This is a genomic window from Cohnella lupini, from assembly GCF_003386205.1.
GTDB lineage: Bacteria > Bacillota > Bacilli > Paenibacillales > Paenibacillaceae > Cohnella > Cohnella lupini.
Map to the genome: position 1 here is coordinate 1 of NZ_QRDY01000047.1, position 8,799 is coordinate 8,799.

The following is an 8,799-nucleotide window of genomic DNA, read 5'->3' on the forward strand; positions in this document are numbered from 1 at the left end:
TATGCTCACGCCGAGGCTTGTCCTTGTGCTAGGATTCATGCTAAAATGAAGGCACAAAGACAGCCCCATCGTGGACTGTAATAGCGAACGATTAAACTCCTAAAGTTTGGCGACCGAGGGAGTTTTTTCGTTTTTGTTAGGATCATTCTATCATGCGCCTACGAATCTAGTAAACGAGAACCTCCTGAAAATCCAGCAATAACGCCGCCTTATAGCGCTATAGTGATATACATAAACTTCTTTTCCTGTCCCAGCTTGTGCCGTTGACCTTTAGCCGACTTATATATGCGAGAAAGCTGCTGAAGCTCCTCGCTCCCCCAATATGACGTTCTTTCGATTCTTCGGAATCGGGAGAGCGTCTTTTTCATTTCCAAAAAACAAAGAAGGAGGCCACTCATGAGAACGAGACCATTCACTAGAAAGTACCCACTGACTGCCGAAGAGTTGAGGGTTATTAGAGCTGTTAAAAACATGACGCAGCAGCGCCTCGCTGACATTATATCCGTCGACCGCTCGCTGATAGCGAAGATCGAAGCCGGATCAAGATCGATTAGTCCGGAGATCCGCCGCCGCTTAGAGATGGCGCTCGGATGGAACGATCCAGCCTTACAGGAAGTTATCCGCTCCGTTCAAGCGTGGAAAGATGCTTCCAATGGCTAAGAACATAAAACACATGACGATATGCAGGAACGGATCCAACCGACCAACGGCCGTTCGCATCCTGACGGATGCTGATTTTGTTTATACGTTCGACGTAGCTCCGCAACTGAGCGACCGCCATATATTGGCGCTGATCGGGAGGCTCGTTGATTTTGAGGAGCGCGGAGATCAAGTAAAACGAAACAGGAGGAGATAGACATTATGAAATATCAGATTAAACAGTATGGAGAAGAGGACGGACTATCGCCGGAGGCTTTACTCGTCGCGGAGATTTTGGCAACGCCAGGACGCGGAGGGATGACACTCGATGACATAGCGGTTCACGTTGGAACAAGCACTCGTACAATAAACCGGATGAGACGCGATCCTGCAGTAATGGAATACATTCGCCGCCGTTCTCTCGAAAACGTCACTGAGGCGATGCCCGATATCGTTCAAACCCTCAACGAAAAAGCGAGGAGTGGCAGCTCGATCAAAGCGATTGAAGTCTGGGCAAGAATAGCTGGATTGTATCAGCCGGAAATGATCGTGAAAGCTGCCCCCTTCGAGGATAGATCGACGGAGGCATTAGAACGAAGCATTGAAGAATTACGCCGCCAGCTAGAGGCTGACGGAATAGACAACGAGGAGGAAATAGAGCAATGAGAACATGGGACTTGAAGGAAAAGTTTGATCGTCAGGACGAGCAGCATAATGCTGTCGTCGCGCGTTACGAGGCCGCTGTCGTCGCTGCTGGAACACAGCTGCAGGATCTAAAGACTCAGAAAGACGCTCTGATCCATGACGAGTTTAAGACGGGAGCAGATCGCTCTAAAGAGAAAGCCAAGCTCTCCGCACAGATTGAGGCCGCAGAGAAGGCGCTCACAGCTGCCGAGCATGAACGAGGCCAAGCCTATGAATACCGCAGAACAATGGACGACCGGATCTCCGTCCGTCAGCTCGTCCTCGATTGGAGCGATGGCTTCCGTTCTTCCGTCCGTTCTGACGAACTGCAGCCGGTTCTCGACCGTCTCACGAAAGCGCGCGCTGCCTATTACAATGCGCTGCTCGACGTGAAGGATCTAGAGGCAGCATACGAGCCGACGTTCCAGCAGCTCCGCGATATGGCGTATAACGATAACGTCAACCATCCCGGCGACTACCGTTCGCCGCTGCCGATCATCAGCAACAGCGACATTCCGCTCATCACGCGCGAGGATCTGCTGCAGATTGAGAACTATCGCAAGCTGCCGAACGGTATCGATCGCACGACGGGAGGTGCGCGATAATGGATCAAGTCCAACTGACGAACCTTCGTGCGATACAAACCAAGCTAGAGGACGCTGCAGAGATCACTCCGCAGGACGTGCAGGACATGGCCATGATCGTCCGACTCTATCCGACTATGGTTCACCGCGCGCTGTTCGGAGTCGTGTCGGCACGACAGCAGCAGGCCGCAGCTGCAGCCGATCCGAAGCCGTCGCCGATCCGTCCGACGGCTGAGCAGCTGGAGGCAGCTCGCAAGGCTGCAACTGTTAATCCAACGCCGCAGACCATAGCCGCATATGTAACGCTTAAACGACAAGCCGGGGAATAAAATCCTCGGCTTGTTTTTTTGTCCATTTCGCCACAAACGAGATCTGCTATCGATATTCAACACATGCAAACAAACCATAGGAGAGTGTACACCATGACAAATCAAGACATTCAGATGAATGACGAACAGCGCTATTTCCTCCGCATCTATCTCGGATTTTTTAGGAACGGACTTGCCAGAGAGCTTGGATCGGATCTTAGCATGACGCTGATATGTCTCGCTTCACACATGAATAAGAACGGAGAATGTTTTCCGACTCATGCGGATCTCGCCGAGTTGCTGGGAACGAGCCGACAGACAATCTCCGAACGTATAAAGCGGCTGGAGGCGTTTCGGTTTAATGGGGAGGCCGTCATAGAGGTAAAGCAGCGCGGACGAAATAAAGTGTATCGCGTCCTCCCCAGCTCGTACCTCGCTATCTTTTAGGCAAGCGGCCTGAACATAGTCATGCCAGTATCGAGCGATGACATGACAGCAGCGTGAGCATAGTCATGCCAGTTTGAGAGGGAAATAGGCAAGCCAGCTTATCACTAACAAGAACCAATAAACTAGAACCAATTAACAAGATAATAACTAGAGGGGGACTCTATTATTTGAACCTGTTAAGGATCTTAAAGATATAGAATCAATGGGAGGCAAGCAGAGACGACACAGCGATGCAGCCGCCGCGATCCGGATCCCCGGCGATAGTTCATGTCGTTAATCGGGAGCATGAACAGCCGCGAGAGCTGCCTGATACGGCGCTGTTTGAAACTTCCCCCCCGCCCCTGACAGATCCGTTCGGCGTTGATATTATGGAGACTGTTTCGCTTACGATTTACACTTTGCCGCTGGATCCGTCTAGCGGTCTTTTTTTCTCTCTATCGACGTCACAACTCAAAAGTATTGACACCGATCGACCAGTAGCGTAGAATTGGGCCGTCGTTAGGTGTCATAACTTATAGTCAAAATCAACGGGGGAAAATGCATGATTTACGGATATGCGAGGGTATCGACGGTATCTCAAGAATTGGAAGCACAGCTTCAGCAGCTCAAAGCTGCCGGAACTCAAGAAATCTACGCCGAAAAGTTTACGGGGACAAAGAAGGCTCGTCCAGAGTTTACCAATCTACTAACGACTCTTAAATCTGGAGACACGCTTGTAGTCACAAAGCTCGATCGTTTTGCTCGTTCAACACTGGACGCTATCACAACGGTTAAGGAGCTATTTGAGCGTGGCGTGCGGATTCACGTTCTTAACATGGGAATGATTGAAGATACAACGGGAGGGAGGCTCATGCTCACCGTATTCGCAGGGTTCGCGGAGTTTGAACGTGATTTAATCGTAGAGCGAACACAAGAAGGCAAGGCGATCGCTCGACAAAAGGAAGGATTTACAGAAGGTCGCCCAAAGACATATACAGAGAAGCAATTAAACCACGCGATCGATCTACTTGGCGATAACTCGTATAAAGAAGTAGCCAGTAAGACAGGAATCAGCAAGTCCACCCTTATTCGAGAGGTTAGAAAACGGAGAACTTAATACGATATACCCCCTGGACGGAGGCGCCCCCCCTCCCCAAAGTTGCTATTAAGCCGTCCTATCGTACACAATTCATTCTCCACTTCCCGAGGACAGATCACTATTTAGGATCTGACGAAAGAATACATAAGAAAACTCACATAAATCAGTAGCCGCTAAATACTCTTTAGCGGCTACTGATTTTTATTTAATAATCGTTAGCGGCAAACAGACTTTCGGCGCGAGTAATTTTTAAGCCGCTAAATAAGCTTGTAAATCGATACACATTCGGCGGCATGTCGTTTGATAAGTTACCTTTCATATATTTTTTAATAAAATGGAAAATTACTGTTGCATTTTTCCAATTTATCGTTATATACTCTTATCAATAAGATGATCGATAAATCGAGGAGGATTACGAATGTCAACGAAAACGTCGTTCAAATTGTCATTTGCAGGAGCTACAGGAGCGCAATTCGGAAGAAGAGTGTTTGCTACAACGATACCGTTTGAAACCGTGGAGAGAGTTCTCGTGGTGTTCCCCGAGGTTCAGAGAAAAATCAACAAAGTTAAGGTCAAGGCAATCGCTCAGTACATTCTGAAAGGGTTAAAGTCGCGTAACTACTGTTTCTTATCGGCGATAACAGCAACATGTAGAGGCGATATCGGGTACGAAGAGGATGACAACGAAGTACAGCTCGATATGATGGCGCGATTAAGCATCAACGACGGACAACACCGAGTCGAGGGTATTAAGCTAGCACTAAAGATACTTCGAGAACAGGTTGAGAAGGCAACTGGATCAGAACGCACCGAAGCTCAAAGGCGTCTCGACAAACTATCAGACATGTCTATCCCTGTCGTCATCTTCGACTCAATGGATAAGGTATACGAAGAACAACTCTTCCACGACCTTAACCTACTCGCGACTAAGCCCACGAAGTCCGTATCGCTCAAGTTCGACAATACCGACCTGTATAACACAATGGCAAAAGAGCTGAAAGACGAAAACGAGAAATTGCTTGAACTCGGAGTAGAGACGGAACGGACATCGTTAGGCGAGAAAAACGGCGAGATCATGGTTCTATCCACACTTCGGAACATGATTTCCTATGCCATCTCTGGTTCCGAAAAAGATAAATCCGAAGCGCTGACTGATGACAACTACGACGAGTTTAAGTTGACGATCTCCAACATGATCGACTCTCTCTTCGACGCGCTCCCCAATGATTGTTACGATCGCTCAAGGTACATCATCGGAACAGCGGCTACCATGCAAGGAATCGGAAAGTACTACAACTACCTCATCAACAACGACTCCATTGCCAACGTCGACGAGTACGTTGCCGGTCTAGCTAATGTCGATTGGAAGCACTCGAACCCCGTGCTGGCCAGAGGCGGTTTTGGCGGCAGTTTCGACATTACCAAGAACAGGTTTGTATTTAGCGGGACAGGTGCAGGGGTTAATGGCGTTTGCAACTTCCTCATCCAGCACAACGAACCACAAGAGTGACCAAAATCCAGCGCTTGTATTCCTTGCGCTGGATTTATTTACGCAATTATCAATAGCCGCTAACAATCGTTTGGCGGATATGGGTATAAAGAAAAGCCGAATCGACATATTTGTCGACCCGACTTATTATTTTGTCCAAGATTCACAGAAATATACGAATTACCCCTTGACAACCAAAAATAAACCTAGTATAATTGTATCTAGAACAACTAACTAGATACATACACCATACAGGAGTTCAAAGGTATTACTATATTAGGAGCTTAGATGGGTTTCTGATGCTACCAACATCAGAATTTACGACCTTGCTTCGCTGCCAAAACCGTTTACAGCCACTAATATATCAATGTTCGGATACGTTTGTCAAGATTTTTGTGCGTACAAAAATGTCGCGACGTCGCCAAACTATGAGTTAGAAGTCCCCCTGTAAGCGTTGCGAACAGTTCGACCGTCAAATCCACCGGCCCCTAACGGAAAGGACGCGGTGATGTAATAGAATACCTCTGACCTCCGAGTTAACCAAAAGGAGGTCAACCCCCATGACGTGCAGTTTTCCTAAGGCAAATCATGTGAGGGAACACGACAGGATAGCTCATTGGGTCCGCGGTCACTTTCGCAACATGCGATTGGGACGCGTATGGATTCCAGCTCATATCCGTAGTGGTTCCCTCGTCAGCGAACATTGCCGTAGTTAGTTTGCGGTAAGCTGATTCCCCCGTCACAATGTCACAGAAAAGCTCTCTTGATCACAATGTGATCAAGAGAGCTTTTCTCATTTCATCGTTCCAGGGTATTCCCCGTATGTCTCTCTGACGATATTCCCAGCTTCATCAAGTTCCCGTATCATGACGCGCCCCTCCTCCAGCGGCACGATCTCGACGTTAGGACTTCGCTCGTCGGTCAATATCTGGCACTCGTCTTTGTTCAGATCCTCCGACTCCCTTCCGTTATTCGTCATTTGAACCACCCAAACAGGCCGCGCCGCTTATTGGCCTGTTCCTTCGCTTCAGCTGCTTCCTGTTTAGCAGCTGCCGCCTCTGCCTGAGCATTGACGAGCTGCTGACGCATTTCCTCGATTTTCTGTTCGAGATCCGTCATCCGTCCGGCTGCTTCGTCCTGCTTTCCTTCGACCGTTTGGATCCGTCCGTCCTGTCCGTCCATCCGATCGTTCTGCTCGGAGATCCTCGTCTCTATGCGGTTTTGGCGCTCCGTCTGCTTTCCGATCTCAACGACAGCCTGTCCCATCGTCTGCATGACAGTGAGCAACGTGTCGCGTGGATCCGCTCCTGATAGAACGCGCTGCACGTCCTCAACGGCCTCCTCGACCGTGATCGGAAATCCCTTCTTAGCGAGCAACTGCATGATCTGAACTTTCGACTGTTCTTGCTCTCGCAGCTCACGGATATAATTCAGCACGTCCAGAGCTTCTGGCTTATAATACGTGACCGCCCCATGCTTAACCGTGGGGATGTAGACGGCGAACTCCGTCACCCAATCCGCTATTGTCGATTTTGCCACACCGACAACATCAACAAGATCCTTTTTCCTCAATAATCCGTCCATCCCGACTCTCCGCCCTCCCCCGACCGTCTTCTCGTCCTACCAAATCCGTCCGTCGTCCGTCAATCACTAATACGGACGGATTCTAGCTATATATAAATATATTCTCCGTCTGTAATCCGTCTCCTGTCCGTCAGTACCGCTCAGATCGATTTTATCCCAGCTTCGGCTCTGGGATCTGACTACCGTGTTCGAGCTTAACTTCGAGCCATTAACGCTTGACCACTTCCAAATCCGAGAGGAACTCCTCCAAAGTCGCTCCGTCAGTCTTGCAAGCGTCCAGCTCTACAATGCCACCATAAAAATATCCATCAGGATAGCCGGGATCATCACTAACGAAGAGATACTCCACCGTATAAGACAAGCCCCTGTAATATTCGATATCCGTAAGCATACGAAGAACTCTCCCCCCTCAGAATCAAAGAATAAAGATCCCGGGTAGAAACCATACTTCGGTGTTCTCCCCGGGGGGACGCTGCCGCTGAGCCTGCTCGCCCCACCCACAACCACGAATAGCCTCCAGAAAATACTACCGCGTTTTTATCCACAAGCAAGCGACAGGCTACGCCCCCTTAATTTAAGCGTACCAACCACTAAACACCTTTTTTGAGCAGTATATTCACCCATGCAGCCGATACTCCGATCGCTTCGGCTAATTCTCTCTGAGACGCATCCGGATTTGCCTCCAACGCCTTCCTGAGCGCCTCTATCCTGTCCGTCGTTCGTCCGGCCTGTTGCGCCAGATACGCGCTCCGTGGAGCCTCTCCGTCCGTCCTAGCCGGATTCCTGCTCTCAATTCTCCGAGCCTCCCGGTTCGCGTCCGCCTTCCGGCGACGCTTCTCAGGAGCGTTAATGATAGTCTGCAGCTCACGCTGCTCGTCCTCCGATATGTCCAGCCAGCGAATGAGCGTCTCGTTTGTGACGTTATAACCGGCTCCCGGATATCCCTTCTCCTGAGCCAATCGATTCGCCTCTTTGTCATTCCTCGCGTGATATGCCTTCTCCGCTGATTTCGTGGCCTTCTCGACCTCGCGGATCCGGAGTGGCTCAGTAAACTCCGAATTAAATTCAATCGTTTGTTGCAGCGCCTCCGACTCGTCAGCGAGGAAACAGCAGCTCCAATACCGATACAGAAAGCAGAGCGTTTCTCGGTATCCTTTGACGTTGTAGCCGCGCAGCTCGACGAGCTTGGACAGATCGCGCAGCCTCGCATAATGGAGACTATATGTATTGAATAGACGAGCGGACTTCGATGGTCTGCCTTTACGCTCTCGCTTCGGCTGCAGCTCCGGGAGATAGTCTGCTTGCAGCTGGCGCAGCTCATAACGATGATCGTGTCTATATTGGACTTTGACCTCCGCGCCGTTCTTGCTGTTCGTGGATCCAGCAATCCGAAACACGCGAGCCGCGTCCGTGGCCTTCGGATCGCCGCCGAGCTTAGCGAACTGCTGGGAGAAATGACTCTCGACCGCTTGCCATAAAGGGAGCGCCTTTTTCCCCGGTACTGGCTCAATAAACCATACGACGACGAAGCCGCGCCCGGAATGGATAATGAGATTCGGATCCGGAACGCGCTCGCCGAATAGCTCCAGCTCCATGCTGCCGATGACCCAATCCGGCGAATGGTTCAGCAGATAATGATCCACGTCCACATAGACAGCGCGCAGCTGCCGAACGTTCTCGACGCGACGCTGAGGCCGATAGAACGTGTTTTGACTGAAATACACATCCTCGCCGATCCACTCGGAGAGCTTCGCGCTGATCTCGTCCATTCGGAAATGCTCCTGATGGAACCGTCCGTCCTCTTTCCGAGCGAGCGTGATCAATCCGTCCGCGTCGGCGTGATGACGCTCTATATGTTTCCTTGCACTCTCTAACATAATAAACCTCCGCGTATGCTCACGCCGAGGCTTGTCCTTGTGCTAGGATTCATGCTAAAATGAAGGCACAAAGACAGCCCCATCGTGGACTGTAATAGCGAACGATTAA

General features: G+C 50.0%; 12 protein-coding genes. 8 read left to right on the plus strand and 4 right to left on the minus strand.

The annotated features are described in order from the left end of the window. Positions 1-396: 396 nt before the first annotated feature. The 8 genes from DFP95_RS28310 (at position 397) to DFP95_RS28345 (ending at position 5,250) form a co-directional block, all read left to right on the plus strand. Positions 397-660: a helix-turn-helix domain-containing protein gene (locus tag DFP95_RS28310; protein WP_115996035.1), complete on the plus strand. Its 264-nt coding sequence runs from the start codon at positions 397-399 to the stop codon at positions 658-660. Continuing rightward, positions 653-856 carry a hypothetical protein gene (locus tag DFP95_RS28315; protein ID WP_115996036.1) on the plus strand — a complete coding sequence of 68 codons (204 nt, stop codon included), beginning with the start codon at positions 653-655 and terminating at the stop codon, positions 854-856. Before DFP95_RS28310 ends, DFP95_RS28315 begins: the two co-directional genes overlap by 8 nt. A gap of 5 nt (positions 857-861) precedes the next feature. Further along, positions 862-1,305 carry a phBC6A51 family helix-turn-helix protein gene (locus DFP95_RS28320; RefSeq protein ID WP_115996037.1) on the plus strand — a complete coding sequence of 148 codons (444 nt, stop codon included), beginning with the start codon at positions 862-864 and terminating at the stop codon, positions 1,303-1,305. After that, complete coding sequence (locus DFP95_RS28325) at positions 1,302-1,928, plus strand: hypothetical protein (protein ID WP_115996038.1); 627 nt, start codon at positions 1,302-1,304, stop codon at positions 1,926-1,928. Before DFP95_RS28320 ends, DFP95_RS28325 begins: the two co-directional genes overlap by 4 nt. Continuing rightward, entirely contained in the window at positions 1,928-2,236 is a 309-nt protein-coding gene (locus DFP95_RS28330) for a hypothetical protein (protein WP_115996039.1), read from the plus strand. Before DFP95_RS28325 ends, DFP95_RS28330 begins: the two co-directional genes overlap by 1 nt. Before the next feature lie 93 nt (positions 2,237-2,329). Beyond that, positions 2,330-2,662 carry a helix-turn-helix domain-containing protein gene (locus DFP95_RS28335; RefSeq protein ID WP_181907650.1) on the plus strand — a complete coding sequence of 111 codons (333 nt, stop codon included), beginning with the start codon at positions 2,330-2,332 and terminating at the stop codon, positions 2,660-2,662. A 541-nt stretch (positions 2,663-3,203) separates the two neighbouring features. Then, positions 3,204-3,758 (plus strand): recombinase family protein, encoded by a 555-nt coding sequence (locus DFP95_RS28340; RefSeq protein ID WP_115996041.1) that lies wholly within the window; start codon positions 3,204-3,206, stop codon positions 3,756-3,758. A gap of 400 nt (positions 3,759-4,158) precedes the next feature. After that, positions 4,159-5,250 carry a DNA sulfur modification protein DndB gene (locus DFP95_RS28345; protein ID WP_115996042.1) on the plus strand — a complete coding sequence of 364 codons (1,092 nt, stop codon included), beginning with the start codon at positions 4,159-4,161 and terminating at the stop codon, positions 5,248-5,250. Positions 5,251-6,022: 772 nt separating this feature from the next. On the opposite strand, the gene DFP95_RS28350 is transcribed toward DFP95_RS28345, so the two are convergent. The 4 genes from DFP95_RS28350 to DFP95_RS28365 form a co-directional block, all read right to left on the minus strand. Beyond that, positions 6,023-6,208, minus strand: coding sequence for a hypothetical protein (locus tag DFP95_RS28350; RefSeq protein WP_115996043.1), 186 nt, complete (start codon positions 6,206-6,208; stop codon positions 6,023-6,025). After that, the gene (locus DFP95_RS28355; protein WP_115996044.1) at positions 6,205-6,813 is read right to left on the minus strand and encodes a MerR family transcriptional regulator; all 609 of its coding nucleotides are present in this window, start codon (positions 6,811-6,813) and stop codon (positions 6,205-6,207) included. Before DFP95_RS28355 ends, DFP95_RS28350 begins: the two co-directional genes overlap by 4 nt. 208 nt (positions 6,814-7,021) lie before the next feature. Then, positions 7,022-7,204, minus strand: a complete 183-nt coding sequence (locus DFP95_RS28360) for a hypothetical protein (RefSeq protein ID WP_115996045.1) — start codon at positions 7,202-7,204, stop codon at positions 7,022-7,024. Positions 7,205-7,403: 199 nt separating this feature from the next. Beyond that, on the minus strand, positions 7,404-8,690 hold the full coding sequence (locus DFP95_RS28365) for a helix-turn-helix domain-containing protein (RefSeq protein ID WP_181907652.1): 1,287 nt from the start codon (positions 8,688-8,690) through the stop codon (positions 7,404-7,406). Between the last annotated feature and the right edge of the window lie 109 nt (positions 8,691-8,799).

Excerpts from the sequence above, each read along its gene's own strand:
- DFP95_RS28335 (WP_181907650.1), top strand. The coding sequence starts at position 2,330 with ATGACAAATCAAGACATTCAGATGAATGACGAACAGCGCTATTTCCTC.
- DFP95_RS28350 (WP_115996043.1), bottom strand. The coding sequence starts at position 6,208 with ATGACGAATAACGGAAGGGAGTCGGAGGATCTGAACAAAGACGAGTGC.
- DFP95_RS28365 (WP_181907652.1), bottom strand. The coding sequence starts at position 8,690 with ATGTTAGAGAGTGCAAGGAAACATATAGAGCGTCATCACGCCGACGCG.
- DFP95_RS28340 (WP_115996041.1), top strand. The coding sequence starts at position 3,204 with ATGATTTACGGATATGCGAGGGTATCGACGGTATCTCAAGAATTGGAA.
- DFP95_RS28320 (WP_115996037.1), top strand. The coding sequence starts at position 862 with ATGAAATATCAGATTAAACAGTATGGAGAAGAGGACGGACTATCGCCG.
- DFP95_RS28325 (WP_115996038.1), top strand. The coding sequence starts at position 1,302 with ATGAGAACATGGGACTTGAAGGAAAAGTTTGATCGTCAGGACGAGCAG.
- DFP95_RS28315 (WP_115996036.1), top strand. The coding sequence starts at position 653 with ATGGCTAAGAACATAAAACACATGACGATATGCAGGAACGGATCCAAC.
- DFP95_RS28330 (WP_115996039.1), top strand. The coding sequence starts at position 1,928 with ATGGATCAAGTCCAACTGACGAACCTTCGTGCGATACAAACCAAGCTA.
- DFP95_RS28360 (WP_115996045.1), bottom strand. The coding sequence starts at position 7,204 with ATGCTTACGGATATCGAATATTACAGGGGCTTGTCTTATACGGTGGAG.
- DFP95_RS28345 (WP_115996042.1), top strand. The coding sequence starts at position 4,159 with ATGTCAACGAAAACGTCGTTCAAATTGTCATTTGCAGGAGCTACAGGA.
- DFP95_RS28310 (WP_115996035.1), top strand. The coding sequence starts at position 397 with ATGAGAACGAGACCATTCACTAGAAAGTACCCACTGACTGCCGAAGAG.
- DFP95_RS28355 (WP_115996044.1), bottom strand. The coding sequence starts at position 6,813 with ATGGACGGATTATTGAGGAAAAAGGATCTTGTTGATGTTGTCGGTGTG.